22 protein-coding genes, 1 tRNA gene and 2 pseudogenes are annotated in these 25,022 nt (G+C 70.7%); 14 read left to right on the top strand and 11 right to left on the bottom strand.

What is annotated here, in order from left to right; genetic code table 11:
* Positions 1-370: 370 nt before the first annotated feature.
* From ACZ7P3_RS05350 to ACZ7P3_RS05340, 3 genes and pseudogenes are all read left to right on the top strand, one after another.
* A pseudogene (locus ACZ7P3_RS05350) lies at positions 371-943 on the top strand (TetR/AcrR family transcriptional regulator); the annotation flags it as partial.
* A gap of 351 nt (positions 944-1,294) precedes the next feature.
* Complete coding sequence (locus ACZ7P3_RS05345; protein ID WP_472079079.1) at positions 1,295-2,452, top strand: agmatine deiminase family protein; 1,158 nt, start codon at positions 1,295-1,297, stop codon at positions 2,450-2,452.
* Positions 2,453-2,541: 89 nt separating this feature from the next.
* Positions 2,542-3,309 (top strand): class I SAM-dependent methyltransferase, encoded by a 768-nt coding sequence (locus ACZ7P3_RS05340; protein ID WP_472079078.1) that lies wholly within the window; start codon positions 2,542-2,544, stop codon positions 3,307-3,309.
* A 617-nt stretch (positions 3,310-3,926) separates the two neighbouring features.
* On the opposite strand, the gene ACZ7P3_RS05335 is transcribed toward ACZ7P3_RS05340, so the two are convergent.
* The 5 genes from ACZ7P3_RS05335 to iolD form a co-directional block, all read right to left on the bottom strand.
* A complete protein-coding gene (locus ACZ7P3_RS05335) occupies positions 3,927-4,820 on the bottom strand; it encodes a carbohydrate ABC transporter permease (protein WP_472079077.1) in 894 nt (297 codons plus the stop codon).
* The gene (locus tag ACZ7P3_RS05330; protein ID WP_472079076.1) at positions 4,817-5,797 is read right to left on the bottom strand and encodes a carbohydrate ABC transporter permease; all 981 of its coding nucleotides are present in this window, start codon (positions 5,795-5,797) and stop codon (positions 4,817-4,819) included. The genes ACZ7P3_RS05335 and ACZ7P3_RS05330 overlap by 4 nt, the downstream gene beginning before the upstream one ends.
* An 8-nt stretch (positions 5,798-5,805) precedes the next feature.
* Positions 5,806-7,119, bottom strand: a complete 1,314-nt coding sequence (locus tag ACZ7P3_RS05325; protein WP_472079075.1) for an ABC transporter substrate-binding protein — start codon at positions 7,117-7,119, stop codon at positions 5,806-5,808.
* A 403-nt stretch (positions 7,120-7,522) separates the two neighbouring features.
* Positions 7,523-8,308 (bottom strand): GntR family transcriptional regulator, encoded by a 786-nt coding sequence (locus ACZ7P3_RS05320; RefSeq protein WP_472079074.1) that lies wholly within the window; start codon positions 8,306-8,308, stop codon positions 7,523-7,525.
* A gap of 39 nt (positions 8,309-8,347) precedes the next feature.
* Complete coding sequence (iolD, locus tag ACZ7P3_RS05315) at positions 8,348-10,240, bottom strand: 3D-(3,5/4)-trihydroxycyclohexane-1,2-dione acylhydrolase (decyclizing) (protein ID WP_472079073.1); 1,893 nt, start codon at positions 10,238-10,240, stop codon at positions 8,348-8,350.
* 175 nt (positions 10,241-10,415) lie between these two features.
* On the opposite strand from iolD, the gene ACZ7P3_RS05310 reads away from it, so the two are divergent.
* The 5 genes from ACZ7P3_RS05310 (at position 10,416) to ACZ7P3_RS05290 (ending at position 14,626) form a co-directional block, all read left to right on the top strand.
* Complete coding sequence (locus ACZ7P3_RS05310) at positions 10,416-11,435, top strand: sugar ABC transporter substrate-binding protein (protein ID WP_472079072.1); 1,020 nt, start codon at positions 10,416-10,418, stop codon at positions 11,433-11,435.
* On the top strand, positions 11,435-12,511 hold the full coding sequence (locus ACZ7P3_RS05305; RefSeq protein WP_472079071.1) for an ABC transporter permease: 1,077 nt from the start codon (positions 11,435-11,437) through the stop codon (positions 12,509-12,511). The genes ACZ7P3_RS05310 and ACZ7P3_RS05305 overlap by 1 nt, the downstream gene beginning before the upstream one ends.
* A gap of 5 nt (positions 12,512-12,516) precedes the next feature.
* The gene (locus tag ACZ7P3_RS05300; RefSeq protein ID WP_472079070.1) at positions 12,517-13,428 is read left to right on the top strand and encodes an ATP-binding cassette domain-containing protein; all 912 of its coding nucleotides are present in this window, start codon (positions 12,517-12,519) and stop codon (positions 13,426-13,428) included.
* A gap of 1 nt (position 13,429) precedes the next feature.
* Positions 13,430-14,338 (top strand): sugar phosphate isomerase/epimerase family protein, encoded by a 909-nt coding sequence (locus ACZ7P3_RS05295; RefSeq protein WP_472079069.1) that lies wholly within the window; start codon positions 13,430-13,432, stop codon positions 14,336-14,338.
* A gap of 90 nt (positions 14,339-14,428) precedes the next feature.
* Positions 14,429-14,626: a hypothetical protein gene (locus ACZ7P3_RS05290; RefSeq protein WP_472079440.1), complete on the top strand. Its 198-nt coding sequence runs from the start codon at positions 14,429-14,431 to the stop codon at positions 14,624-14,626.
* 287 nt (positions 14,627-14,913) lie between these two features.
* On the opposite strand, the gene ACZ7P3_RS05285 is transcribed toward ACZ7P3_RS05290, so the two are convergent.
* From ACZ7P3_RS05285 to ACZ7P3_RS05275, 3 genes and pseudogenes are all read right to left on the bottom strand, one after another.
* A complete protein-coding gene (locus ACZ7P3_RS05285; RefSeq protein ID WP_472079068.1) occupies positions 14,914-15,918 on the bottom strand; it encodes a Gfo/Idh/MocA family protein in 1,005 nt (334 codons plus the stop codon).
* Between the two features lie 108 nt (positions 15,919-16,026).
* Positions 16,027-16,803 carry an SDR family oxidoreductase gene (locus ACZ7P3_RS05280; protein WP_472079067.1) on the bottom strand — a complete coding sequence of 259 codons (777 nt, stop codon included), beginning with the start codon at positions 16,801-16,803 and terminating at the stop codon, positions 16,027-16,029.
* Positions 16,804-16,818: 15 nt separating this feature from the next.
* A pseudogene (locus ACZ7P3_RS05275) lies at positions 16,819-17,025 on the bottom strand (phytanoyl-CoA dioxygenase family protein); the annotation flags it as partial.
* A 105-nt stretch (positions 17,026-17,130) separates the two neighbouring features.
* On the opposite strand from ACZ7P3_RS05275, the gene ACZ7P3_RS05270 reads away from it, so the two are divergent.
* Complete coding sequence (locus ACZ7P3_RS05270; protein WP_472079066.1) at positions 17,131-18,162, top strand: LacI family DNA-binding transcriptional regulator; 1,032 nt, start codon at positions 17,131-17,133, stop codon at positions 18,160-18,162.
* Here ACZ7P3_RS05270 and ACZ7P3_RS05265 read toward each other — a convergent pair.
* Complete coding sequence (locus ACZ7P3_RS05265; protein ID WP_472079065.1) at positions 18,143-19,303, bottom strand: Gfo/Idh/MocA family protein; 1,161 nt, start codon at positions 19,301-19,303, stop codon at positions 18,143-18,145. The genes ACZ7P3_RS05270 and ACZ7P3_RS05265 overlap by 20 nt on opposite strands.
* Before the next feature lie 145 nt (positions 19,304-19,448).
* Between ACZ7P3_RS05265 and ACZ7P3_RS05260 the strand changes: the two genes are divergently transcribed.
* Positions 19,449-20,450, top strand: a complete 1,002-nt coding sequence (locus ACZ7P3_RS05260; RefSeq protein ID WP_472079064.1) for a LacI family DNA-binding transcriptional regulator — start codon at positions 19,449-19,451, stop codon at positions 20,448-20,450.
* On the opposite strand, the gene ACZ7P3_RS05255 is transcribed toward ACZ7P3_RS05260, so the two are convergent.
* A complete protein-coding gene (locus ACZ7P3_RS05255) occupies positions 20,440-20,784 on the bottom strand; it encodes a cupin domain-containing protein (RefSeq protein ID WP_472079063.1) in 345 nt (114 codons plus the stop codon). The two genes, ACZ7P3_RS05260 and ACZ7P3_RS05255, sit on opposite strands and share 11 nt — an antisense overlap.
* Before the next feature lie 142 nt (positions 20,785-20,926).
* On the opposite strand from ACZ7P3_RS05255, the gene ACZ7P3_RS05250 reads away from it, so the two are divergent.
* Together ACZ7P3_RS05250 and ACZ7P3_RS05245 are read left to right on the top strand one after the other, a co-directional pair.
* On the top strand, positions 20,927-21,442 hold the full coding sequence (locus ACZ7P3_RS05250; protein ID WP_472079062.1) for a hypothetical protein: 516 nt from the start codon (positions 20,927-20,929) through the stop codon (positions 21,440-21,442).
* 194 nt (positions 21,443-21,636) lie between these two features.
* Complete coding sequence (locus ACZ7P3_RS05245) at positions 21,637-22,518, top strand: dioxygenase family protein (protein ID WP_472079061.1); 882 nt, start codon at positions 21,637-21,639, stop codon at positions 22,516-22,518.
* 69 nt (positions 22,519-22,587) lie between these two features.
* On the opposite strand, the gene ACZ7P3_RS05240 is transcribed toward ACZ7P3_RS05245, so the two are convergent.
* Positions 22,588-23,166 (bottom strand): TetR/AcrR family transcriptional regulator, encoded by a 579-nt coding sequence (locus ACZ7P3_RS05240; RefSeq protein WP_472079060.1) that lies wholly within the window; start codon positions 23,164-23,166, stop codon positions 22,588-22,590.
* Between the two features lie 231 nt (positions 23,167-23,397).
* Between ACZ7P3_RS05240 and ACZ7P3_RS05235 the strand changes: the two genes are divergently transcribed.
* Positions 23,398-24,825: an MFS transporter gene (locus ACZ7P3_RS05235; protein ID WP_472079059.1), complete on the top strand. Its 1,428-nt coding sequence runs from the start codon at positions 23,398-23,400 to the stop codon at positions 24,823-24,825.
* 45 nt (positions 24,826-24,870) lie between these two features.
* A tRNA-Pro gene (locus ACZ7P3_RS05230) sits at positions 24,871-24,947 on the top strand.
* Positions 24,948-25,022: the final 75 nt, after the last annotated feature.

The raw sequence follows: 25,022 nt of genomic DNA, 5'->3' as shown, positions 1-25,022 counted from the left end.
CGTCTCAGGTCCTCCTGTCGTAGCGGCTCAGGACCACCGTGACCGAACCGGCGTCCGGTTCGGCCTCGATCAGCCGAGCGACGATCTGCGTCTGGTCGGCTGCGGACGCAGAACGGGCGCTCGTCCGCGAGATCCTCGAAAGCGAGGGACGTGACGGGTTCCGTCTCGATCCCCCGGCCGCCGGACCACCTGTGCCAGGGACGGGCCCGGCACGGCGGAGGCCACGTGGCCCGGCGCGATGACGACGATGTCCGATGGTGTCTCTAACTAAATTTTCAGTCAATGTGTCACAGTGGGTCGACAGGAATCACCGACAGACGGAATCACCGACAGACGGAATCACCGACAGACGGAATCGCAGGGAGACGGTGTGAGCGACCGCAGGACAACCATTCTCGAAGCGGCAGTCAGAGTCATCGCCCGCCGGGGAGTGCGAGGGCTGCGGGTGGAGGAGCTGGCGGCCGAGGCGGGAATCTCGAAGGCCCTTGTCTACTACCACTTCGGGGACCGGGCCGGCCTGCTCCGCCGCACGCTGGCCTTCATCAGCGACCGGGCCGAGCGATACACGCCCGGGGACGTCGGACGCGCCGGAGGCGCCGGTCCCCGGGAAGAGCTGGAGGCGGCACTGCTGCTGGAGCTGCAGGAGGCACCGGAGGTCCGGGAGAACAGCATTGCCTGGGGGGAGCTGCGGGCGAGTGCCGTCTTCGACGAGACGCTCCGCGACGAACTCGGACTCGCGAGCCTCATCTGGATCCGGGAGGTGGCGGAGTTGCTCGGCCGTGTGCGGCCGACCGCACCGGAAGCGGCCCTCTCTGCGTGCGCCGAACGGCTGACCTCGCTGCTGGAGGGCCTGAGCAATCGCTGGCTGAGCGGCGTGATGCCGCTGGACCAGGCCCGTACGCGCATGCGTGAGGCGACAGCCGTGGAGGTCGCGCACCTGGAGCAGGGGCAGGGGCAGGGGCAGGAGCCGAGGCCGGCCGGGGCGTCGCGATCGTCGTGGACGCCCACGGAACGGCACGGGCGGCAACGGAACGAAGAGGTGACGCGGAGCCCGTCGGCGGTGAATCCGTTTTCGCGGAGTGGCCTCTCAAGGTTTGACTGAAAATCCAGTCAGTGCAACAGTGTGGAACACGGCGGGCGCCCCCACCGTCGCGGTCGCCGTGATGCCGGCATCCCGAACCGCCCCGGCCCGGCGGGCCGGCGGGCCCAGGCCCGGGGAGACCGCGCAGCGCGCCTGGACGGGCTTGTCCCAGCGCCGCCGGATAGCGTTGATGTCCCACGAACGGAGCACATCGTGTCCCCCCTTCCTCCCTCTCGTCGCCGGGTTCTCCATGCGATCGCCGGAATCGGCGCCCTCGCCCTCGGCGCGACGGCGTGCGGACCCGACGACCTGACGCAGACAGGAGCGTCCGCTACCGGACCGGACGCCGCGACGGCCGGAGGGCGCCGGTTCGGTGCCGAGTGGGAGAGCCACGCGCGTACCTTCATGTCATGGCCCGCGCTGGATGCCGTGTGGGGTGAGGACCTGCCCTACGTCCGGCAGGACATCGCCCGTGTCGCCCGGGCCGTCGCCGAGTACGAGTACGTCGTCCTGATGGCCAGGCCCGAGCAGCAGAAGGCCGCGCAGAAGGCGTGCGGATCCCAGGTCGAGGTCATCCCCCTCACCGTCGACGACCTCTGGGCACGGGACACCGTCCCGGTGTTCGTCGAGGACGGGGGCCGGCCCATGGGCGTCGACTTCAACTTCAACGGCTGGGGCAACAAGCAGCAGCACACCAACGACGCCCGTGTCGCCGGCACCTTGCTGGAGAAGTACGACGTCCGCCGGACCAAAGCCCCTCTGGTCGCAGAGGGGGGCTCCTTCGAGACCGACGGCGAAGGCACGCTCCTGGTGACCGAGAGCTCTGTCGTCAACGACAACCGGAACCCCGGCAAGAGCCGCGACCGGATAGCGGCGGAACTCAAGCAGACCCTCGGCATCCACAAGGTGGTGTGGCTGAAGGGCGTGCGGGGTCAGGACATCACCGACGCACACGTCGACAGTCTCGTACGGTTCGCCGCCCCGGGCGTGGTGCTCCTCGACAAGGCGCACCCCGGCACGCCCGCCGACTCCTGGTCACGCGCCTCCGATCAGGCACGCTCCGTGCTGAGCGGGGCGACGGACGCCCGGGGCCGGCGATTCGAGATCGTCGACCTTCCGCAGCCCGACCTCGACAGGATCACGGGTGAGGGGGACGACTTCGTATCGAGCTACGCGAACTTCTACGTCGCCAACGACGCGGTCTTCATGCCCCGCTTCGGCGACCGGAAGGCCGACGACCGTGCGCGCGGCATTCTGCAGGAGCACTTCCCCCAGCGCGACATCGTGCAGGTGACGATCGACACGATCGCCTCCGGAGGCGGTGGCATCCACTGCTCCACGCACGACGAGCCCGGAAAGCCGGCCGACTGAGCCTTCGGCGTGTCACGTAGGTTGGGACGATGACGGCCACTTCAGCGCAGGAAGCGTTCCTTCGGACTTTTCACGCTGAGCATCCGGCGGTGACCGCGGAGGCGTTCGGCAACGGCCGTGCTCCCGACGGCCGGTCCAGCTATGAGCTCCTGTGCGACCGGGTGGCGGGAAGCCGGCGCGTGCTGGATCTCGGCTGCGGTGACGGCCTGCTGCTGGAGTACCTGGCGCGCAGCGAGGGGCGACGGCTCGCCGGGGTGGACCTGTCGGCACACTCGCTGGAGCTGGCGCGGCGTCGGCCCGCGCTGTCCGGTGTGCGGCTGGAGCAGGGGCGGGCCCAGGAACTTCCCTTCGCCGACGCCGACTTCGACGCCTGTGTCTGCCATATGGCGTTGATGCTGATGGGAGAGGTCGAACTGGTCGCCGCCGAGATCGCCCGCGTGCTGGCTCCCGGAGGGGTGCTGGCCTGCGTGGTGGGCGGCGGGGCCGTCGGCGGCGAGGCCTATGACCGCTTCATCGGGCTGTTGCGGTCCACGACCGAGGAGATCCCCGCAGCGCGGCGCATGCCGCCGCTGGGGGACAGGCGGACCCGCAGCCGCGAAGGGCTCGACGACATCCTTGAGCCGGCCGGCTTCGCCGCGGCCGACTGGGAAACCGTTCCCATCGATCTGAGCGGTCCGGTGGAGCAGGTGTGGGCCTGTGTGTCCGGCCTCTACGACCTCGGCCCCCTGGACCGGGCCACCGTGGAACGCCTGCGGGACACCTTCTTCGCCGAAGTGAGCGGGATGACGACACCGGACGGGCATGTCCCCTGCGCCTTCAGGATCCACATCGTGACCGCGCGACTGCGCCGGATGTAGTTGCGGGGGGTCGGAGCGGAGTGAGACCGATGTCGGCGGTCGTGTCCCGGCCTGATTGCCCGTGGGCCGCCTGTCCAGGGCTCATGTCCCCCTCGGAAGTGTGTGTTCACCCGTGGGACGCCTTCTCCCGGCCACTCTCGCTCCACCTGGATGGAGGGGCTCCATGTCGCCTGCCCCTTGGTGAACTCTGAAGGATTCCGCTCTCGCGTGGCTGGGGGTGGTGACCGTCCTCGCGGCTCCATCGGCCGCCGTGAGCGCCCCGGGGCAGGGCGGAGCGAGTGCGGCAGCACCGGACGTCTCCTGCGCGGGGCCGGCCGTCGTCAGTCCATCCGGGAATGCCCCCGGGCCGGCACAGCGCAGGGCCCCCAGGGCCCGGTGGTCACTGAGCTGAAGAACCTGGCGAAGCAGCACGCGCCGGCCCGGGGATTCGAAGGCTGTGGGAAGTCCACGGCGAGCGCGCCGGCCTTCGCGGTGCCCAACAAGGCCGGCGGGCTGTTCCCCGACCCGTACAACACGGGACGCCTTCGCCAAGGGCGGAGCGGACGCCTGCCCGGGCTGAGCCGGACCTGTTCCGAACCGCCGCCGGACGCCCGGGACACCGCCGCCGTACATGCGGCTCAGCCCTTGCTGGATCCCAGGGTCAGGCCGTTGACGAACTGGCGCTGGAGCGCGAAGTACACGATCAGCGTGGGGATCGCGGTGAGCAGGGCGCCCGCGGCCACCAGGTTGGGGTCGGTGAAGTACTGGCCGGAGAGGTTGTTCAGGGCCGAGGTGATCGGCATGTTCTCACCGGTCGAGATCAGTACGAGTGCCCAGAAGAAGTCGTTGTAGATCCAGATCGACAGCAGGGTCGCCAGGGCCGCCATGGCCGGCTTGCACAGCGGCAGAGTGATCTGCCAGTACAGCCGCCACACCGAGGCGCCGTCGACCAGAGCGGCCTCCGTCAGCTCGTGCGGCAGCGAACGCATGTAGTTGCTCAGTACGAAGGCGCAGAAACCGGACTGGAACGCCACATGGATCAGCACGAGCCCGAGTGCGGAGTCGTACAGTTTGCCGCTCGCCGTGATGCCGGGCAGATCGGTGAGCAGGTACAGCCGGTACAGCGGGGTGATGATGACCTGCTGCGGCAGCAGATTGCCCGCCGTGAAGACCAGCAGCAGGGCAAGGTTGAGCCGGAAGTCGAACCGGCTGACGTAGAAGGCGACCATCGACGACAGGAACAGCGTCAGCAGCACGGACGGTACGGCGATGACCAGGGTGTTGCCGAAGTAGTGCAGCATGTCCGACTGCGTGAACGCGTTCTTGAAGTTGTCGAAGTTCAGCGTGTCCGGCCAGGACACGTAGCCCTTGGCGCTGGTCTCGCTGTACGGCCGCAGGGCCGAGAAGACCGCCCAGAGCAGCGGAGCGAGCCAGGCCAGGGCGGTGCCCGCGAGGAAGACGTGCAGCAGGACCCGGGCCGGCCGGATCGGGGCGCGCCGCTTCAGCGGAGCGGTCACGGTGGAGGCGCTCACGATCGCCGTTCCTTCCGGAAGGTGGCCACCAGGTACGGGATGATCACCGCGAGGGAGATCACGAGGAGGACGACGGCGATGGCCGACCCGTAGCCGATGCGGCTGGACTCGCCGATGATGTTGTTGGTCACCAGGATCGACAGCAACTCGGTGCCCTGGGCGCCCTTGTTGAAGACGAAGACCAGGTCGAAGGCACGCAGTGCCTCGATGATGGTGACGACGAGGACGACCGTGTTGGTCGGGCGCAGGGTCGGGAAGATGACGTTCTTGAACGTCTGCCACTCGTTGGCGCCGTCCAGTGCGGAGGCCTCCCGCAGGGAGGGGTCCACGCTCTTCAGACCGGCGAGGTAGAGGATCATCATGTAGCCGGTGTGCCGCCAGGACGCGGCGATCAGCACGGCCCACAGATTGAGCTTGGGGTCGCCGATCCAGTCGATGTAGTGGCCGGGTCTGTTGGCCCCGATGATGCTGTTGATCAGGCCCGTGTCCGGGTTGTAGACGAGCTGCCAGACGAAGCCGATGCACGCCATCGAGATGACGACCGGCAGGAAGAACGCGGTCTGGTAGACGCGGCTGAACCGGATCTTCTTGTCCAGCTGCACGGCCAGGAAGAGGCCGAGCGGCGTCGGGATCAGGATCAGCACCACGAACCAGATGATGTTGTGCTGGACGGCGGGCCAGAACTGCGGGTTGTCGTTGAAGAGCTGCTTGAAGTTGTCGAGGCCCACCCACTTGATCGAGTCGAACCCGATGCCGTCCCAGGTGGTGAAGGCCAGTGCGATGGAGGCGAGGGCGGTGACCCAGACCAGGGCCACGTGCAGGACCGTGGGCACGCCCGCCATCAGGGCGAGCGTGATCCGGTCACGGCGGGTCAGCAGGCGCCGGTGGCCCCGTGCGGCCCGCGGAGTGCGGGAAGCAGTGCCCGGAGGCGGCGCGGCGGCCTCCTCCGGGGACTTCGTCGTCATGTCCGTCGTCATCGGGCTGCTCACGAGGACGCGAAGATCTGCTTCTTCTGGCGCTCGATCGACGACAGCAGGCCGTCCACGCCCTTGGGGTTCTGGAGGAACTTCTGCAGACCGGGCTGCATCACCGTGGAGGTGAAGTCCGGGCGGCTGTCGCGGTCCATGAACTGGGTCAGGGTCTTGGCGCCGCTGATCATGTCGAACGCCTTCTTCTGCAGCGTCGAGTACGAGGAGGTGTCGGCCTTGGAGGAGGCGGCCACCACGCTCGGGTCGGTCTTCAGGTAGAGCTGCTCGGCCGCCGGGGTGCCCAGGTACTCCAGCAACTTGAGGACGCCGGCGTGGTTCTTCGGGGACTTGCTCACCATGAAGCCGTCGGTGGGCGCCTCCACGGTGTCCTGGCCGTACGCGGAGTCGATCACCGGGAAGGGGAAGAAGTCGAGGTCGTCCAGGTCGGCCTTGTCGGTGAACTGCTGGGCCACGAAGGAGCCCAGGAGGTACATGCCGGCCTTCTTGGACACCAGCGTCTGGGCGGCGTCCTGCCAGGTGCGGCCCATGAAGCCGTCCTGGTGGTAGGGGAGCAGCTCGGCCCAGTGGTCGAAGACGGCCTTGACCTTGGCGTCGGTCCAGGAGGCCTTGCCCGCCATCAGCTGGACGTGGAAGTCGTAGCCGTTGAGGCGGAAGTTGATCTGGTCGAAGGTGCCCATCGCCGGCCAGGCGTCCTTGTCGCCGAAGGCGATCGGGACCAGGCCGTCCGACTTCATCTGCTTGCACAGGGCGACCAGCTCGTCCCAGGTGCCGGGGACCTTGTAGCCGTGCTGCTGGAAGACGCTTCTGCGGTAGAAGACCGCCCAGGGGTAGGTGGTCAGCGGCACGAAGTAGTACTTGCCGTCCTCGCCCTTGCTGAGCTTCTTCATCGCGTCGGGGAAGTTGTCCCCGATCTTCGCCCACACGTCGTCGATCGGCGTGGCCAGCTTCTTCGCCGCGAAGAACTGCATCCGGTAACCCGCGAACCAGTTGAACACGTCGTCCGGTGTGCCCTGCAGATACGAGTTGATCTGCTCCTGGAAGGTGTTGTGGTCCTTCGTGTTCACATCGACGGTGATGCCGGACTGCTTCTTGAAGGCCGCGTAGACGCTCTCGAAGGCCTTCTTCGGCACCGCGTCCGAGGCGTTGGAGCCGAGGGTGACGGTCTTCGGGTCGGAGGACGAGCCGCTGCCGCCGCAGGCGGACAGCAGGGGTATGCCCGCACAGGCGAGCAGCGCGGCACCGCCCGCTCCGCGCAGCAGCGAGCGACGGCTGGGACCCGGGACGGCAAGACCGGAAGGGGAGAGGCGCATGGCGGCTCCTGAGGAATGCAGGGTTCGGTCAAGGGGATGAGTCGATCACCGAAAGGTTCTCGAAACCGATCAGAAACCAACTCGACCGAACATCGTGGGCGTAATAACAGCCCCATGTCCGCTCATGCGTCAATAGCTCGGGTCGCACTGGGGGGTGTCTTGCCCGAAACGTAATCGTCATCGTTACCTGCAACTTCGTTGAAGAGCAGGCAAAGAAGCCCCCGGGGCAGGGACGCCCGCGGGAGCTGTGTGAACACGAGTGGTTCCGCTTCCTGGTCCGACCAGCAGCGGTCGGGGATCCGGCCAGCAGTGGTGAGGGATGTGAACCAGCAGTAGTGGGGGATCTGAACCGGCAGCGGTGAGGGGGCCGACCGGCAGCGGTGAGGGGGCCGACCCGCAGCGGTCAGGGTCTGACCAGCAGTTGGAAGTCGAAGGCGTATCTCGACGCCCGGTACACATGGGTGCCGTACTCCACCGGCCGGCCGGTGTCGTCGTAGGCGGTGCGCTGCATGGTGAGCAGGGCCGCGCCCTCTTTCTCGTCCAGCAGGGCGGCCTCGTCGGCGGTGGCACTGCGGGCGCCGACGGACTGGCGGGCGCTGTGCAGCGTGATGCCCGCCGAGCGCATCATCCGGTACAGGCCCGTCGACTCCAGCCGCTCGGTGTCGAGTTCGAGCAGCGCGGCGGGCAGGTAGTTGCACAGGAACGCCACCGGCTGGCCGTGTGTGCAGCGCAGCCGCTCCAGTACGACGACCTCGGCGCCCTCCGCGATGCCGAGGGCCGCGGCCACGTGCGGGGCCGCCGGGACGCGTTCGTTGCGCAGCACCCGGGTGGTGGGGCCCTGCCCGGCCGACTTCAGGTCGTCGTAGAGACTGCTCAGCTCCAGCGGCCGCTTGACCTGGCTGTGCACCACCTGGGTGCCGACGCCGCGGCGGCGCACCAGCAGCCCCTTGTCCACCAGGGACTGGATCGCCTGGCGGACGGTGGGCCGGGACAGGCCCAGGCGCACGGACAGGTCGACCTCGTTGCCCAGGAGGTTCCCCGGGGCGAGGACCCCGTGTTCGATCGCCGCCTCCAGCTGCTGGGCGAGCTGGTAGTAGAGCGGCACCGGACTCGTGCGGTCCAGGGCGAAGTCCACGGAGCCGAGCGCGGAGACGGGCACGGGACGGGAAGAGTCACCGGTCCTCGCCACGGGGCACCTCCTTCCAGAGCGCGGACAGGGCGGGGCGGTTCACAGGTGCCGGCGGCGGCCGGCGACCTGGCGGTCGTACTCCTCGCGGGCGTGCAGTGCCGCCTCGCGGGTGGCGGCTTCGGCGACCGGCACGTCCCACCAGGCCTCGGCCGGGGGCGCGGCGGGCGCCTCGGCCGAGGTGTCCGTCTCCACGTAGACACAGGTGGGGGCGTCGGCCGCGCGGGCGGTGGCCAGCGCCTCGCGCAGCTCCCGCACGGTCTTGGCCCGCAGCACGTCCATGCCGAGGCTCGCCGCGTTGGCGGCGAGGTCGACGGGCAGCGGGGCGCCGTCGAAGCTGCCGTCGGCCGTGCGGTACCGGTAGGCGGTGCCGAAGCGCTCGCCGCCGACCGACTCGGAGAGGCCGCCGATCGACGCGTACCCGTGGTTCTGGATCAGGACCAGCTTGACGGGCAGCCTCTCCTGGACGGCGGTGACGATCTCGGTCGGCATCATCAGGTACGTGCCGTCGCCGACCAGGGCCCACACCACCGTGTCCGGGGCGGCCTGTTGCACGCCGATCGCGGCCGGGATCTCGTAGCCCATGCACGAGTAGCCGTACTCCACGTGGTACTGGCGCCGTGACCGGGTGCGCCAGAGTTTGTGCAGGTCGCCGGGGAGCGAGCCCGCCGCGTTGATGACCACGTCCTCGTCCCCGACCACGGCGTCCAGCGCGCCGAGCACCTGTGTCTGGGTCGGTACGGCGTCCTCCTCGCCGGCCCGGTAGGCGGCCTCGACGACCTGCTCCCAACGTTCCTTGCCGGCCCGGTACTCGGCCTCGTACGCCGGATCGACCCGGAAGCCGGCCAGGCGGGCGGTGAGCGCCTCCAGGGCGGCGCGGGCATCGGCCACCACGGTCCGGGCCGCGAGCTTGTGGGCGTCGAAGGCCGTGATGTTGAGGTTGAGGAAGCGCACGTCCGGGTGCTGGAACAGGCTGCCGGAGGCGGTGGTGAAGTCCGTGTAGCGGGTGCCGACGCCGATGACCAGGTCGGCGGTGCGGGCGAGGGCGTCGGCGACCGCGGTACCGGTGTGGCCGATGCCGCCGAGGTCGGCCGGGTGGTCGTGGCGCAGGGAGCCCTTGCCGGCCTGGGTCGAGGCGACCGGGATGCCGGTCGCCTCCGCCAGGGCCTTCAGCGCGTCCTCGGCGCGGCTGTGGTGGACTCCGCCGCCCACGACGAGGAGCGGGCGCTCGGCGGCCCGGACCGCCCGGACGGCCTCGGCCAGCTCGGCCGGGTCCGGCGCGGGCCGTCGTACGGTCCACACGCGCTCGGCGAAGAACTCCCCGGGCCAGTCGTACGCCTGCGCCTGTACGTCCTGCGGCAGGGCGAGGGTGACCGCGCCGGTCTCGGCCGGGTCGGCGAGCACACGCATGGCCTGGAGCGCGGACGGGACGAGCTGCTCGGGGCGGGTGATCCGGTCGAAGTAGCGGGACACCGGGCGCAGGGTGTCGTTGACCGACACGTCGAACTGGCCCGGATGCTCCAGCTGTTGCAGCAGCGGGTCGGCCGGGCGGGTGGCGAAGTAGTCGCCGGGCAGGAGCAGTACGGGCAGTCGGTTGACGGTGGCCAGGGCGGCGCCGGTGACCAGGTTGGTCGCGCCGGGACCGATGGAGGTCGTCACGGCCTGCGCCGAGAGACGGTCGAGCTGGCGGGCGTGCCCGACGGCCGCGTGCACCATCGCCTGTTCGTTGCGGCCCTGGTGGAACGGCATGACGTCGCCGTGTTCGAGCAGCGCCTGGCCGATGCCCGCCACGTTGCCGTGCCCGAAGATGCCCCATGTGCCGGCGATCAGCCGGTGCCGTACGCCGTCGCGTGCGGTGTACTGGGCGGACAGGAACCGCACCAGCGCCTGGGCGACGGTCATACGGCTCGTCGCTTCACTCGTCGAGTGGCTCATGCCTCTCAGGTGTAGGTGCGGACAGGCGGTGCTGTCAATGGTTTGTACTTACATTCGGACCTGCTTGTGAAATGATGTCTTAACAAAGTATTGACAGCGGGCTCCGCAGGGACTTGTATCCCGTCCCAACGCAACAGCGTCCCTTCCCCCCGTAGCACAGTGAGGTGCAGGAACGATGGACCGCTCTTCTCACTCCCGCTCCCGCAGACTGGCCCCCGTTGTGGCGGTGGCCGCCGCGGCAGCCCTCACCCTCGCAGGCTGCTCCAGCAGCTCCGGGGGGAAGAAGGCCGAAGAGGGAGGGTCGAACGCCTCGGCGGGCAGGGCGACCACCCCCAGGATGACGGTCGCGCTGGTCACCCACCAGTCGCCGGGCGACACCTTCTGGGACATCGTCCGCAAGGGGGCCGAGGCCGCCGCGGCCAAGGACAACATCAAGCTGATCTACTCCTCCGACCCGAACGCCGGCAACCAGGCCAACCTGGTGCAGAACGCGATCGACCAGAAGGTCGACGGCATCGCGATCACGCTGGCCAAGCCGGACGCGATGAAGGACGTCGTCGCCAAGGCCACCGCGGCGAAGATACCGGTGGTCGGCCTGAACTCCGGGGTAAGCGACTGGAAGAAGCTCGGCCTGCTGGAGTTCTTCGGGCAGGACGAGGGCGTGGCGGGCGAGGCCTTCGGCAAGAAGCTGAACGAGGTGGGTGCCAAGAAGGCCGTCTGCGTGATCCAGGAGCAGGGCAACATCGGCCTCACCCAGCGCTGCGACGGTGTGAAGAAGACGTTTTCCGGCACGACTGAGACGCTGTACGTGAACGGCACCGACATGCCGTCCGTGAAGTCGACGATCACGGCCAAGCTCAAGCAGGACAGCTCGATCGACTACGTCGTCACCCTCGGCGCCCCCTACGCGCTGACCGCGGCGCAGTCGGTGGGCGACGCGGGCAGCAAGGCCAAGGTCGCCACGTTCGACCTGAACAGCCAGCTGGCCGGCGCCATCCAGAAGGGCAGCATCCAGTTCGCGGTGGACCAGCAGCCGTACCTGCAGGGCTACCTGGCGATCGACTCCCTGTGGCTGTACAAGAACAACGGCAACTACAGCGGCGGCGGCGAGCAGCCCGTGCTCACCGGCCCGGCCTTCGTCGACAAGTCCAACGTCGACCAGGTGGCCCAGTACGCCGCGAAGGGGACCCGGTGATGAGCATGGCCCAGCAGGCTGAGCCGGCGGTCGGAAGGCCGCCGGCGTCCGGCCCCAAGGCGACCGACGGCCGCACCTCCCGGCGCCCCCTGGCGCTCAGGCTGCTGGCCCGTCCCGAGGTGGGCGTCTTCCTCGGCGCCGTGGCCGTCCTGGTCTTCTTCCTGATCGCCGCGCCCTCGCTCCGCCAGGGCAGCTCGATGGCCACCGTCCTCTACCAGTCCTCGACCATCGGCATCATGGCCCTGCCGGTCGCCCTGCTGATGATCGGCGGCGAGTTCGACCTGTCGTCCGGCGTCGCCGTGATCACCTCCGCGCTCACCGCGAGCATGCTCAGCTACCAGCTGACCGTGAACGTGTGGACCGGTGTGATCGTCGCCCTGATCGCCTCCCTCGCGGTCGGCGCCTTCAACGGCTGGATGGTGGTCAAGACCGGGCTGCCCAGCTTCCTGGTCACCCTCGGCACCTTCCTGATCCTCCAGGGCGTCAACCTGGCCGTGACCAAGTGGATCACCGGCAACGTCGCCACCGACGACATCAGCAACATGGACGGCTTCGACCAGGCCAGGAAGATCTTCGCGTCCTCCGTCGACATCGGCGGCGTCGAGGTGAAGATCACGATCTTCTACTGGCTGGCCTTCGCGGCCCTGGCCACCTGGGTGCTGCTGCGCACCAAGTACGGCAACTGGATCTTCGCCGTCGGCGGCAACAAGGAGAGCGCCCGCGCCGTCGGCGTCCCGGTGAACTTCACCAAGATCACGCTGTTCATGCTGGTCGGCTTCGGCGCCTGGTTCGTGGGCATGCACAACCTCTTCTCGTTCAACACCGTGCAGTCCGGCGAGGGCGTCGGCCAGGAGCTGATCTACATCGCGGCGGCGGTCATCGGCGGCTGTCTGCTCACCGGCGGCGCCGGTTCCGCGATCGGCCCGGTGTTCGGCGCGTTCATGTTCGGCATGGTGAACCAGGGCATCGTGTTCGCCGGATGGAACCCCGACTGGTTCAAGGCCTTCCTCGGCGTGATGCTCCTCGGCGCCGTCCTGATCAATCTGTGGGTCCAGCGCACGGCGACCCGGAGGTAATGCCGATGACAAGCAACGGAACCGGAACCCACGGCGCCGTCCTCGAGGACCAGGCTCCCGCCGAGGACGGACCGATCGTGGAACTGCGCGGCGCGGGCAAGTCCTACGGCAACATCCGCGCCCTGCACGGTGTCGACCTCCAGGTCCACGCCGCCCAGGTGACCTGCGTCCTCGGCGACAACGGCGCCGGCAAGTCCACCCTCATCAAGATCATCTCGGGGCTGCACCAGCACACCGAGGGCGGCTTCCTCGTCGACGGCCGGCCGGTGCGCTTCAGCACCCCGCGCGAGGCCCTCGACCGGGGCATCGCCACCGTCTACCAGGACCTCGCCACCGTCCCCCTCATGCCCGTGTGGCGGAACTTCTTCCTCGGCTCCGAGATGACCAAGGGGCCCTGGCCGGTCCGCCGCCTGGACATCGCGCGGATGAAGGAGACCGCCGACCAGGAACTGCGCAACATGGGCATCGTCCTGGACGACCTGGAGCAGCCCATCGGCACCCTGTCCGGCGGCCAGCGCCAGTGCGTGGCCATCGCCCGCGCCGTGTACTTCGGTGCCCGGGTGCTGATCCTCGACGAGCCGACGGCAGCCCTCGGCGTCAAGCAGTCCGGTGTCGTGCTCAAGTACATCGCCGCCGCCCGCGAACGGGGCCTCGGCGTCATCTTCATCACCCACAACCCCCACCACGCCTACATGGTCGGCGACCACTTCAGCGTCCTGCGGCTCGGCACCCTCGAACTGAGCGCCGAGCGCAGTCGGATCACGCTGGAGGAGCTGACCAACCACATGGCCGGCGGCGCCGAACTGGCGGCCCTCAAGCACGAGCTGGCGCAGGTGCGCGGTGTCGACGTCGAGGAACTCCCGGAAGAGGAGGACCTCACCGCTCCCGTGGCCACCTCCCCGGAAGGGACCCCCTGAGATGGCGGACCCCGCTGCCCTCGACCGCATCCGGGTCGGCTCCGCACCCGACTCGTGGGGCGTCTGGTTCCCCGACGACCCCCGGCAGGTCCCCTGGGAACGCTTCCTCGACGAGGTGGCCGAGGCCGGCTACGACTGGATCGAACTGGGCCCCTACGGCTATCTCCCCACCGACCCGGCCCGGCTGGCGGACGAGCTGGGCCGGCGGAACCTGAAGGTTTCGGCCGGTACGGTCTTCACCGGCATGCACCGCGGCCCGTCCGTCTGGGACGAGACCTGGGCCCATGTCGGCCAGGTCGCCGCCCTCACCCGGGCCATGGGCGCGCGGCACCTCGTCGTCATCCCCTCCTTCTGGCGGGACGACAAGACCGCCGAGATCCTGGAGCCGCCGGAGCTGACGGCCGAGCAGTGGGCCCACCTGACCAAGGGAATGGAACGGCTCGGCCACGAGGTCAGGGAGACGTACGGCCTCGACCTGGTCGTCCACCCGCACGCCGACACCCATGTCGACACCGAGGCCCACGTCGAGCGGTTCCTCGACTCCACCGACTCCGAGCTGGTCAACCTCTGCCTGGACACCGGGCACTACGCCTACTGCGGCGGGGACAGCGTCAAGCTGATCGAGACCTACGGCGAGCGCATCGGCTATCTGCACCTCAAACAGGTGGACCCGGACGTCCTTGCCGAAGTCCTCGCGAACGAGGTGCCGTTCGGGCCTGCCGTGCAGCGGGGCGTGATGTGCGAGCCGCCGTCCGGTGTTCCGGAGCTGGGGCCCGTCCTGGCGGCGGCACAGCGGCTCGGCGTGGAGCTGTTCGCGATCGTCGAGCAGGACATGTACCCGTGCGAGCCGGACCGGCCGCTGCCGATCGCGGTCCGCACCCGCAGGTTCCTGCGGTCGTGCGGGGCCTGAGGGTTCGGTCCGGCGGTGGCCGGGAACCAACGGGGGCGTGCGGGCGTTCTGACTGACGACGGGGGACGCCCGCGAGGACGGGAGGACGACATGGCACACCGCAGGGAACTCCACGAGATGCCCCAGCCCACCACCGAGGGGACCGGCAGCCAGACCCTCGGCCGCTTCAGCCGCCTTCCCGAGCGGATACGCCCCGAGGACACGGTGGAGACGAAGCCGGCGACCCTGCCCGACCCGGCGCGCGACCGCTACCACGCGGACGAGTGGCTGGTGCGCTACTGCCTCTGAGCCGCACCCAGGGGGACCACTGAGCCGCACCCGAGAGGGCCCAGTTGAGCCGCACCTAGGGGACGACTGAGCCGTACCGAGAGGGCCCGATTGACCCGCCCCCAGGGGGACGGCGCCGTGGGCGAGCAGGCTCCCGGCGCATCGCAGCACCGTCCGTGCGGCGGGCCCGGGCTGCTGCCGGTCCAGGAGCCGCCGGGCCTTCCCGGCGGCTCGCCGGCGCGGAGGCCGGGCCCGCCTGCACGGAGGCCGGGCACGGCGGGGCGCGGCGGGCCGCCGCGCCCCGGGCGTCAGGCCCCACGCACCTCCGCGATCGTCACCGGCCGGTGCTCGTGCAGGGACAGCGTGCACGCCTCGGCGATCCACCCCGCCTCCAGGGCGTCCTCGACGGTGCAGGGGGAGGGCCGGGTACCGGCCACGACATCGGTGAACGCGGTGAGTTCGGCGCGGTAGGCGTCCGTGAAGCGGTCCATGAAGAAGTCGTGCGGGGTGCCCGCCGGGAAGCTCACTCCGGGCTCGACCGAGCGCAGCGGCAGCTGGTCGTCCAGGCCCACCGCGATGGAGTCCTGGAAGCCGTGCAGCTCCATGCGGACGTCGTAACCACGGGCGTTGTGCCGGGAGTTGGAGACCACCGCGATCGTGCCGTCGTCGAGAGTGAGGATCGCGCCGGTGGTGTCGGCGTCACCCGCCTCCCTGATGTAGTCGGCACCCCGGTTGCCGCCGACCGCGTACACCTCGGTCACCTCACGGCCGGTCACCCAGCGGATGATGTCGAAGTCGTGCACGGAGCAGTCGCGGAAGATGCCGCCGGAGGCGGCGACGTAGGCGGCCGGCGGGGGTGCCGGGTCCAGGGTCGTCGAGCGGACCGTGTGCAGCTTGCCCAGCTCACCGGCGCGCACCGCGGCCCGCGCGGCGGCGAAGCCCGCGTCGAAACGGCGGTTGTAGCCGATCTGGATCGGCACATCGCTGCCCTGCAGTGCCTTGAGGACCTCGGCGCCCTCCGCCATGGTGCGGGCGACCGGCTTCTCGCAGAAGACCGGGACACCCGCCGCGACTCCGGCCAGGATCAGTGCGGGGTGGGCGTCGGTCGCCGCCGCCACGACGATGCCGTCCACGCCGGTGGCGAGCAGTTCCTCGGGCGAGCCGGCGAACTCGGCCCCGAACCGCTCGGCGGCTGCCTTGGCCGCGTCCGCGAACGGATCGGTGACGACGAGGGACTCGACGGCGTCGAGCCCGGAGAGGGTCTCGGCGTGGAAGGTGCCGATGCGGCCGAGGCCGAGGATTCCGATACGCATGTGCTCCGTTGCTCCTTGTGCGTGATTGCTGTCCGTCGCCGGGGCTCCGCCCCGGACCTCCATCTCCTTTCGGGCTCGTCCCCGGTCGCCGGGACGGGCCCGTTCTCGTCAGTCCAGCCCGCCCAGAACGTTCTGGTCCCAGTCGATCACCGATCCGGTGACCACGCCCGAGCGGTCGGACAGCAGGAGGACCACGAGGTCCGCGATCTCGTCCGGTCGGCCGAGCCTTCCCATCGGCAGCCGCGCGGCGGCCTGCTCGCGCCAGTCGTCGCCCGCGCCGTGATAGGCGCGCTGGGTGGCGTCCTCGCCCTCGGTCGAGGTCCAGCCGATGTTCAGTCCGTTGATCCGGATCCGGTCCCAGCGGTGGGCGTGCGCCGCGTTCCGGGTCAGACCCGCCAAGCCCGCCTTCGCCGCGACGTAGGGCGCGAGGAACGGCTGCCCGCCGTGCGCCGAGGAGGTGATGATGTTGACGATCGTGCCGGGCGCCCTGCGGGCCACCATGTCGGCGACCGCCGCCTGCATGGCGAAGAACGGCCCCTTGAGGTTGATCGCGATGTGCGCGTCGAACAGCTCGGGCGTGGTGTCCAGCAGCGTGCCCCGGGAAGTCAGCCCCGCCGAGTTCACCAGGCAGTCGATCCGCCCGTGCGCGTCCACCACTTCCGCCACGGCCGCCCTCGCCTGTTCGGCGTCGGCCAGGTCCGCGCGCACGAACACCGCCTTGCCGCCGGCCGCCGCCAGCTCGGCCACCAGCGCCTCACCTGGTGCGGTGCGGCGGCCCGTGACGGCCACCACCGCGCCCTCGCGGACGGCGGCCCGGGCGATCGCGGCACCCACCCCCTGGCTGCCGCCGTTGACCAGGACGACCTTGTCGTCGAGAAGTCCCATGTGTCCTTCGCCCTTTCAGCTCTCGCGCCGCTGCGTGCCGGCCCGCAGCTCCTCGCGGAACCGCCCCGGCGCCCACTCCTCGCGCAGGGCCCGCCGTACCAGGTCCGCCTGCGACGGCGGGGCCAGACCGTCGAGCGGCGGGTCTTCGTCGAGGTTCGCCGGGAAGGGACAGCCCTCGGCGCTCGCGGCGATGACGTTCTCCAGCCACGGCGTCCTCGCCCCCGTCTGCGGAAGCCGCGCGGCCCACGCGGCTCTGTCATTCTTGTCATTACAAACCCCTCGAACAACCAGCAGGCAGCCATCAAAAACCCCTCAAGGAGCCGGCCCATGGGACACCCGTTCCCCCTCCGGGAAATCGCACGTCAGGCAGGCCTGAGCGAGGCCACCGTGGACCGCGTGCTGAACGGCAGGGGAGGGGTGCGGGAGAGCACAGCCCAGGAGGTCCACCGGGCCATCGCCGACCTCGACCGGCAGCGCACGCAGGTACGGCTGGTCGGCCGCACCTTCATGGTCGACATCGTGGTGCAGGCACCGGAGCGGTTCACCACGGCCGTACGGGCCGCGCTGGAGGCCGAGCTGCCGTCGCTGCACCCGGCCGTGGTCCGCTCCCGCTTCCACTTCCGCGAGACCGGGCCGGCGGCCGATCAGGTCAGGACGCTGGACCGGATCGCCCGCCGGGGCTCGCAGGGGGTGATCCTCAAAGCACCGGACGTCCCCGAGGTCACCGCCGCCGTGGGCCGCCTCGCCGCGGCCGGCATCCCGGTCGTCACCCTGGTCACCGACCTGCCGGCCAGCGGACGCCTCGCCTACGTCGGCATAGACAACCGGGCCGCCGGCGCCACCGCCGCCTACCTGACGGGCCAGTGGCTCGGGGACCGTCCCGGCAACGTCCTGACCAGCCTCAGCAGCGGCTTCTTCCGCAACGAGGAGGAGCGCGAGATGGGCTTCCGCAGCGTCATGCGGGCCCGGCACCCGGAGCGCACCCTGGTGGAGATCACCGAGGGACAGGGCCTGGACGCCACCCAGTACGACCTCGTCCGCGCCGCCCTGGAACGCGACCCGGAGATCCGGGCCGTGTACTCCATCGGCGGCGGCAACAACGCCACCCTGCGCGCCTTCGCCGACCTCGGCCGTGCGTGCGCGGTGTTCGTCGCGCACGACCTCGACCACGACAACACCCGGCTGCTGCGCGAGCACCGTCTGTCCGCTGTCCTCCACCACGACCTGCGGCACGACCTGCGCGAGGCCTGCCACGAGGTGATGCGCCATCACGGTGCGCTGCCGCCCGCCGGACCGGTGCAGCCGTCCGCGATCCAGGTGGTCACCCCGTACAACATGCCTACGACGCCGGCAGGCTGACCCACGCCCCGCTCTCGGCCGACACCGCCATGGCGTCCAGGACGGCCGCACTGTGCACCGCGTCGGCCAGGGTCGTGCCGTACGGCCTTCCCTCGGCGACCGAGCGCAGGAAGCGGTACGCCTCGATCACCTTCAGGTCGTCGTAGCCCATCGCGTTGGCCGCGCCCGGCTGGAACGCGGCGAACTCGCCGTCGCCCGGGCCGACGTGGACCGTGCTCACGGGCTGGTCCTGGTACGTCGTGCCGCGGCTGACCGCCAGCTCGTTCAGCCGTCGGAAGTCCCAGAACACCGCGCCCTTGGTGCCGTGGACCTCGAAGCCGTAGTTGTTCTGCTCGCCGACCGAGACCCGGCAGGCCTCCAGGACCCCGCGGGCGCCGGACGTGAAGCGCAGCAGGCAGCTGACGTAGTCCTCGTTCTCGACCGGACCCGGCTCACCGCCGGAGGCGAGCGCATGACCCGCGGTGGCGCCCGTCGGGCGGGCCCGCTCCGGGACGAAGATCGCCGTGTCGGCGGTCAGGGAGGCGATCTCGCCGAGCAGGAAGCGGGCCAGGTCGGCGCCGTGCGAGGCCAGATCGCCGAGCACCCCGCTGCCGCCGCGCTCACGTTCGTACCGCCAGGTCAGAGCGCCATCGGGGTGGGCCGCGTAGTCGCTGAACAGGCGGATGCGCACATGCGTGACCGTGCCGATCCCACCGGACGCGATCAGCTCACGGGCGGCCTCCACGGCAGGTGCGTTGCGGTAGTTGAAGCCCACCGTGCCCTGGACGCCGGCCTCGGCGACCGCGTCGGCCACAGCGCGGGCGTCCGCGGCGGTCAGGCCCACCGGCTTCTCGATCCACAGGTGCTTGCCCGCCTCCGCCATCGCCACGCCGATCTCCCGGTGCAGGAAGTTGGGCGCGGTGACGCTGACGGCCCGCACCCGCGGGTCGGCGGCCACCTCGCGCCAGTCACGGGTGGCGCGGGCGAACCCGAACCGCTCGGCGGCCTCCTCGGCCCGGCCCGGCACCTCCTCCGCCACCGCCACCAGCTCGGGGCGCAGGGGCAGCTGCGGATAGTGGTGCCGGACGCGGGCGTACGCCTGCGTGTGCACCCGTCCCATCCAGCCGAATCCGACGACGGCGACACCGAGCGCATCCACCATGACAGCCCCTCTTTGGACCGGTCCATCTCCTGTCCCGGGCCACCTTTGTACGGACATGGCTCACGCGTCAACCCTTGGGCAAGGCAGGACGGACCCCGCGTCACTCCTTTGACAGCCCGGTACGCCACATGGAACGGTCCATCCCATGAGACCGCCGACGATCCGCGATGTGGCCGAACGGGCCGGAGTGTCGAAGTCACTGGTCTCGCTGGTGCTGCGCGGCTCCGGTCAGGTGCGCGCCGAGAAACGGGAGGCCGTCCTGACGGCCGTACGGGAACTGGGCTACCGGCCGAACGCCGCCGCCCGCAGCCTCAGCGAGCAGCGCACGCGCACCGTCGGCGTCCTCCTCGACGACCTGCGCAACCCCTGGTTCGTCGACCTCCTCGACGGCCTGAACTCCCTGCTGCACGCGGCCGGGCTGCACATGCTGCTCGCCGATGCCCGGCTGAACCGGCGCATGGGCCACGACCTCGCCGAGCCCTTCCTGGACCTGGGCGCCGACGGTCTGGTGGTGGTCGGCACGGTGCCTGACGCGGGCGCACTCGGCGCGCTGGCGCAGCGGATGCCGGTGGTCGTGGCGGGCGCCCGCGAGCCGCAGCCGCCCGGCGTGGACGTCGTCGCCGGGGACGACGCGCACGGGGCCCGGCTGGCCACCGAGCACCTGCTCGGCCTCGGCCACCGCCGGATCGCCCACCTCGCGGGCCAGGGCGCGGTGGGCGAGCTGCGCCGGCGCGGCTTCGAGGCGGCGATGCGGGCGCACGGGGCCGAGCCGCTGGTCGAACCCGGCGATCTGACCGAGGAGGGCGGCTACCGGGGCACCGTGCGGCTGCTCAGTCGCCCCGACCGGCCCACGGCCCTCTTCGCCGTCAACGACATGGCCTGCGTCGGTGCCCTCTCGGCCGCCGGGGAGCTGGGCCTGAAGGTGCCGCGGGACCTGTCGGTGGCCGGATACGACAACACCAGCATCTCCCGGCTGCGGCATGTCTGGCTGACCACCGTCGACACCGCTCCGCACGAGATCGGCCGGCGCGCCGCCCGCTGCCTCCTGGACCGCTTCGAGCGGCCGCAGGGCGAAGGGCACGTCCACCTGGCCGTGCCCGCACTGGAGATCCGGGGGACGACGGCGCCGCCCGGACTCACAGGTTGATCGCGTACGCCTTGCGCAGGGTCTCGTGCACGGTCCACGTCGTACGGTCGCCCGCGCGCAGCACGGCCATGTCGCCGGGCCCCACCCTCAGCGTCGGCCCGCCCTCGACCTCGATCGTCGCCGAACCGCTGATCACCACGAACAGCTCGTCCGCCTCCGTGTCGGTGACCACGCCCGGCGTGATCTGCCAGATCCCGCGGATCTGCCGGCCGTCCGGCGACTCCCAGACCACCTTCCCGGTCACCTCGGGGTTCCCGGAGACGATCTGCTCCGGGTCGAGGGGCTCGGGCTCGAGGCCGGCGTCCGGGATGTGGAGAGCGAAGCTGTGCGTCATGAGGCGACCCTAACCAGGCTCCGCGCCGCGCGGCGGTCGACAGTGTGTGCGGCATCGGCGCCGGTGGAAGGACACTTCGTCGGGCCCCGCGGCCCGCGGTGCCCGCTGGCGGCGGCACCGGGCGCGGGTGATCGTGGAGAGCATGGCTGACTCCACGGCGGCCGCCGTCGAGCCGCACCGGCACCACGACATGCGCGAGGCCGTCCTGTTCGGCGGTGTCTACGGCGCCGTCCTCGCCAGCTCGATGGTCGCCGCACTCACCCAGTACGGCCACAGCTCGGCCGCCAGCCGCCGCTACGACGCCCTGTGGCTGCTGGTCACCGCCTTCGCCTCCGCCCTGGCGCACGGCTACGCCCACTACATCGCCGAGCGCGCCCCGCACCGCCGCTGGGACGCCCTGCGCGCCCTCGTCGACGAGTGGCCGCTGGTCACGGCCGTCCTGCCGACGGTCTTCCTGCTCGCGGGCGCGGGCTGGGACTGGTGGCCCACGAACGGCGTCGAGTACCCGGTGTTCGGCCTGAACATCGCGATCCTCTTCGCCCTCGGCCTGGTCACCGCACGCTGGTCGGCGCGCAACTGGCCGCGCGCCGTCCTGATCGGCCTGGTGGACGCGGTGCTCGGGGTGGTCGTGGTGGTGGCCAACGCGCTCATCAAGTAGGTGAGGGGCGCGCCGCTGGGCATGGATTCGGTATGACCACTGACGACAGCGCGACCGAAGCCGGCGCCGCGACGGATGCAGCTGCCACGACGGATGCGGCTGCCTTGACGGAAGCCGGCGCCACGACGGATGCGGCTGCCACGACGGATGCGGCTGCCGTGGCCGAAGCCGCAGCCGCGACGGACGCAGGGGCCGTGACCGAAGGCGCAGCCGCGACGGATGCGGCCGCCGATACGGTGACCCGTCAGGCCGTCGACAGCCTGCGCGCCACGTCCGACCCTCGGCTGCGCGACCTGCTCACCGGCCTCGTGCGGCACCTGCACGCCTTCGCCCGGGAGGCCCGGCTGACGCAGGCGGAGTGGGAAGAGGCGATCGGCTTTCTCACGGCCACCGGCCGGGCCTGTACCGACACCCGGCAGGAGTTCATCCTCCTCTCCGACGTCCTCGGCCTGTCCGCGCTCGTCGAGGCGCTGCACGGCCAGCGCGCCCCCGGCACCACCGAGTCGACGGTCCTCGGCCCGTTCCACCTGACGCGGTCCCCGGTGCGGGAATTCGGCGACACCATCGACCTGGTGGGCGACGGCGAGCCCTGTGTGGTCGGCGGCCGGATCCGCTCCGCCGACGGCACCCCGCTGCCCGGCGCGGTCCTGGACGTGTGGCAGGCCGACGCGCACGGCTTCTACGACGTCCAGCAGCCCGAGGTCCAGCCGCCCGGCAACGGGCGCGGCCTGTTCACCGCCGACACCGAGGGCCGCTTCCGGTTCCGCACCGGTGTGCCCAGCCCCTACCCGATCCCCACCGACGGCCCGGTGGGCACCCTGCTCAAGGCCTCCGGCCGTCATCCGTACCGCCCGGCCCACATCCACTTCATCGCGACGGCCGACGGCCACGCCCCGGTCACCACCCACATCTTCGTGGCGGGCGGCGCCCACCTGGACTCGGACGCGGTCTTCGCCGTGAAGGACAGCCTGGTCCAGGACTTCGCCCCGACCGACGATCCTTCCCTGGCCCGCGAGTTCGGTGTACCGAATCCGTTCCGGTACGCCCGCTTCGACCTCGTCCTGGAACGCAAGTGAGCCCCGGGGGCCGCCGCTTCCCCGTGCTGAGGGCGGGAGCTGCCGGGGCGCGCCGCCGGCCGGCAGGCCTCAGCGGCCGGCGCGTACGCCGTCCAGTGCGATCGCGAGCACCCGGTCGCGCTGGGCGTCGTCCTCGAACGCCGTTGCCGTGATGCCGGCGACCATCCGCAGCAGGTCTCCGATCTCCATGTCCGTGCGGGCCGTGCCCGCCTGCTGGGCGCGCGCCAGCAGCGGGCCGCCGGCCGCGTACATGGACTCGCGGCAGGCCATGAAGATGTCCGACTCGTTGTCGAGCGCCTCGCGGACCGCGCGCTTGGTGACCATGTAGCCGGTGAACCGGTTCAGCCAGCTCGTCAGGGCCTGCCACGGCTCCCGGTCGGCGACCTCCAGGGCCGCGCCGCACAGCGCGTTCACCTCGTCCGCGTAGACGCTCTCGAAGAGGTCGCGACGGGTGGGGAAGTTCCGGTACAGGGTGCCGATGCCGACGCCCGCGCGGCGGGCGATGTCCTCCAGGGACGCCTCCGCGCCGTGCTCCGCGAAGGCTTCGCGGGCGGCCGTGAGCAGGGCGTCGTAGTTGCGGGCGGCGTCCTTGCGGTGCGGCCGGCGGGACGCGGCGATCTCGCTGATGGGGAACGGCGGGGCCGTCACTGCTGCCTCCCGGGAGGGAACCGATTGAACCGGAGGGGTACCTCCGCTACAGTGGAGGGGTACCTCCACTTTAGCAGTGCGGGGGCGGCTTCGCCGTGGACGGACGCGTCCCGGCGCCGGCCTCCCGCACACCGGCGGTACGGGCCCTGCGCGCGGCGCACCGCCCGCTCTTCAGACCTCCCGTCCTCAGACCTCCCATCCTCCATGTCCGGATTCCGGAGAGGCTCCTCCATGCCCCGCACGTCCACCCGTCTCACCTTCACGGTCCTGGCGACCGGTGCCGGTGTGTTCGCCATGCTGCAGTCGCTGATCGCGCCGGCCCTGCCGACCGTCCAGCACGCGCTGCACACCTCGCAGTCCACCGCGACCTGGGTGATGACGGCGTACCTGCTGTCCGCCTCGGTCTTCACTCCCATCCTCGGTCGCGTCGGCGACCTCGTCGGCAAGAAGCGCACCCTTGTCGCGGTCCTGGTGGCCGTCCTCGCCGGCTGTCTCGTCGCCGCGCTCGCCCCGAGCGTCGGCGTCCTGATCGTCGCCCGGGTCGTGCAGGGCATGGGCGGCGCCCTGTTCCCGCTCTCCTTCGGCATCATCCGCGACGAGTTCGCCCCGTCCGAGGTGCCCGGCAGCATCAGCAACCTGTCCGCCGTGATCGCCGCGGGCGGCGGTGTCGGCATGGTGGCCGCCGGCCCCATCGTCTCGGCCCTCGACTACCGCTGGCTGTTCTGGATCCCGGTCGCCGTCGTCGCCGCGACCGTTCTGATCGCGCTGCGTTACGTCCCCGAGTCGCCCAGCCGTGCCCAGGGAAAGGTCAGTTGGCTCGGGGCCGGGCTGCTGTCGGCCTGGCTGGTGGCTCTCCTGCTCCCGCTCAGCCAGGCAGGGCAGTGGGGCTGGGGCTCGGTGAGGGTGCTCGGTCTGTTCGCCGCCGCCGTGGTGCTGTTCGCGCTGTGGCTGGGCACCGAGGCCCGCTCCCACAGCCCCCTCATCGACCTGCGCGTGATGCGGCTGCCCGCGGTCTGGACGACCAACGCGGCCGCCCTGCTGTTCGGGGCGGGCATGTACGCGATCTGGTCCTTCCTGCCCGGCTTCGTGCAGACGCCGTCCGCGGCCGGATACGGCTTCGGCGCGAGCGTGACCGAGTCGGGTCTGCTCATGCTCCCGATGCTCGTCGCGATGTTCGTGTCGGGTGTCCTGTCCGGTCGGCTCGAACCCCGGGTCGGCGCCAAGGCGCTGCTCACCACAGGTGCCGCCCTCGGCGCAGTGGCCTGTGGCTTCCTGACCCTCTGGCACGACGCGCAGTGGCAGATCGGCGTCGTCGCGGGGCTGTTCGGGCTCGGCATCGGCCTGGCCTTCGCCTCGATGGCCAATCTGATCGTGGGCAGCGTGCCGCCCGAGCAGACCGGCGCCGCGACCGGCATGAACGCCAACATCCGCACCATCGGCGGCTCCATCGGCGCAGCGCTCACCAGCGTCCTGGTCACCGGCCGCCTCCAGCCCTCCGGCCTGCCCTACGCCTCCGGCTACACCCACGGCTGGGCCCTGCTCGCGGTGCTCTGCCTGGCCGCCACCGGTGCCGCACTCCTCGTCCCGGTCCGCCGCACGAGCCGTACGGTGGGGGCCGCCGCGGCGGGGGCGACCCCGGCACCCGCGCGCGTGCGGTAGGGTTGACCTGCGTGATCGCGCGGGACACCCCGCGCGAGGTCGCAACGGGACGTGGCGCAGCTTGGTAGCGCACTTGACTGGGGGTCAAGGGGTCGCAGGTTCAAATCCTGTCGTCCCGACCATGCTTTTCGCAGGTCGGAGGCCGTTTCCACCGAGAGGTGGAGGCGGCCTTCTGTATGGGTGGTCGTTGGGTGGTC

The sequence above is a fragment of the Streptomyces sp. NPDC107581 genome, from assembly GCF_055657175.1.
This window is presented reverse-complemented; position numbering and strand designations above follow the sequence as displayed.

Excerpts from the sequence above, each read along its gene's own strand:
- ACZ7P3_RS05330 (WP_472079076.1), bottom strand. The coding sequence starts at position 5,797 with ATGACGACGGACATGACGACGAAGTCCCCGGAGGAGGCCGCCGCGCCG.
- ACZ7P3_RS05325 (WP_472079075.1), bottom strand. The coding sequence starts at position 7,119 with ATGCGCCTCTCCCCTTCCGGTCTTGCCGTCCCGGGTCCCAGCCGTCGC.
- iolD (WP_472079073.1), bottom strand. The coding sequence starts at position 10,240 with ATGAGCCACTCGACGAGTGAAGCGACGAGCCGTATGACCGTCGCCCAG.
- ACZ7P3_RS05310 (WP_472079072.1), top strand. The coding sequence starts at position 10,416 with ATGGACCGCTCTTCTCACTCCCGCTCCCGCAGACTGGCCCCCGTTGTG.
- ACZ7P3_RS05305 (WP_472079071.1), top strand. The coding sequence starts at position 11,435 with ATGAGCATGGCCCAGCAGGCTGAGCCGGCGGTCGGAAGGCCGCCGGCG.
- ACZ7P3_RS05300 (WP_472079070.1), top strand. The coding sequence starts at position 12,517 with ATGACAAGCAACGGAACCGGAACCCACGGCGCCGTCCTCGAGGACCAG.
- ACZ7P3_RS05295 (WP_472079069.1), top strand. The coding sequence starts at position 13,430 with ATGGCGGACCCCGCTGCCCTCGACCGCATCCGGGTCGGCTCCGCACCC.
- ACZ7P3_RS05290 (WP_472079440.1), top strand. The coding sequence starts at position 14,429 with ATGGCACACCGCAGGGAACTCCACGAGATGCCCCAGCCCACCACCGAG.
- ACZ7P3_RS05285 (WP_472079068.1), bottom strand. The coding sequence starts at position 15,918 with ATGCGTATCGGAATCCTCGGCCTCGGCCGCATCGGCACCTTCCACGCC.
- ACZ7P3_RS05280 (WP_472079067.1), bottom strand. The coding sequence starts at position 16,803 with ATGGGACTTCTCGACGACAAGGTCGTCCTGGTCAACGGCGGCAGCCAG.
- ACZ7P3_RS05270 (WP_472079066.1), top strand. The coding sequence starts at position 17,131 with ATGGGACACCCGTTCCCCCTCCGGGAAATCGCACGTCAGGCAGGCCTG.
- ACZ7P3_RS05265 (WP_472079065.1), bottom strand. The coding sequence starts at position 19,303 with ATGGTGGATGCGCTCGGTGTCGCCGTCGTCGGATTCGGCTGGATGGGA.
- ACZ7P3_RS05260 (WP_472079064.1), top strand. The coding sequence starts at position 19,449 with ATGAGACCGCCGACGATCCGCGATGTGGCCGAACGGGCCGGAGTGTCG.
- ACZ7P3_RS05255 (WP_472079063.1), bottom strand. The coding sequence starts at position 20,784 with ATGACGCACAGCTTCGCTCTCCACATCCCGGACGCCGGCCTCGAGCCC.
- ACZ7P3_RS05250 (WP_472079062.1), top strand. The coding sequence starts at position 20,927 with ATGGCTGACTCCACGGCGGCCGCCGTCGAGCCGCACCGGCACCACGAC.
- ACZ7P3_RS05235 (WP_472079059.1), top strand. The coding sequence starts at position 23,398 with ATGCCCCGCACGTCCACCCGTCTCACCTTCACGGTCCTGGCGACCGGT.